We start from the raw sequence: 1052 nt of genomic DNA, 5'->3' as shown, positions 1-1052 counted from the left end.
GTGGTCGGCGTGAGGTTGCCCAAGGCTGCAATGAGTTCGTCCCGGTTCTCGGCGACGGCGACACCACGATGGTCGAACCGTGGCCGGCTGAGCAGTGTTCGCGCGACCGAGGCGATCCCGGTTTCGGGGTGTTCCCTGAGGTGTTGGGCGAGGCGGTTTGCCTGGTCGTGGAGTGCGGTTTCGGTGCGGGCGCTGAGGGTCAGCGGCCATGGTCCCGTGCCGGTGTCCTCCGTGGCTTGTTGGGGGTGGTGTTCGAGGATGAGGTGCGCGTTGGTGCCGGAGATGCCGAAGGAGGACACGCCTGCTCGGCGGGGTTCGGGCCAGTCGTGGTGCTGGGTGAGCAGGGCGGTGTTGCCGCTGTCCCAGTCGACCTCGGGTGTGGGGGTGTCGATATGGAGGGTCTTGGGCAGGACGCCGTGTCGCATGGCTTGGACGGTTTTGATGACTCCGGCGATTCCGGCGGCGCCTTGGGTGTGGCCGATGTTGGACTTGACCGACCCCAGCCAGACCGGGCGGTCGCGGTTTTGGCCGTAGGTGGCGAGGACGGCTTGGGCTTCGATCGGGTCACCAAGGCGGGTTCCGGTGCCGTGCGCCTCCACCACATCAACGTCGGCGGGAGACAACCCGGCGTTGGCCAGGGCGGTGTGGATGACGCGCTGCTGAGCGGGCCCGTTGGGGGCGGTCAGGCCGTTGGAGGCGCCGTCGGAGTTCACCGCGGAACCACGCACCACCGCCAGGATCGGGTGTCGGTGGCGTTGGGCGTCGGAGAGGCGTTCCAGCAGAACCAGGCCCACGCCTTCACTGAACCCGGTCCCGTCGGCGGCACCGGCGAAGGCTTTGCACCGGCCGTCTTGGGCGAGGCCTCGTTGGCGGCTGAAGTCCACCAGCAGCCCGGGTGTCGCCATCACGGTCACCCCACCGGCCAACGCCAGCGAGCACTCACCCCGCCGCAGCGACTGCGCCGCCAGATGCACCGCCACCAGCGAGGACGAACACGCGGTGTCCACCGTCAACGCCGGACCCTCCAGCCCGAACGTATAAGCCACCCGGCC

1 protein-coding gene is annotated in these 1052 nt (G+C 69.0%); it reads right to left on the bottom strand.

The annotated features are described in order from the left end of the window. Nucleotides 1-1052: beta-ketoacyl synthase N-terminal-like domain-containing protein (locus tag ACFOSH_RS42495; protein WP_378247226.1), on the bottom strand; the 1052-nt coding region annotated here is incomplete at both ends.

Origin of the sequence: Amycolatopsis speibonae (assembly GCF_042647925.1) — a bacterium.
GTDB lineage: Bacteria > Actinomycetota > Actinomycetes > Mycobacteriales > Pseudonocardiaceae > Amycolatopsis > Amycolatopsis speibonae.
Note: the sequence above shows the minus strand (reverse complement) of the source record. Positions and strands in the feature narration are given on the sequence as shown.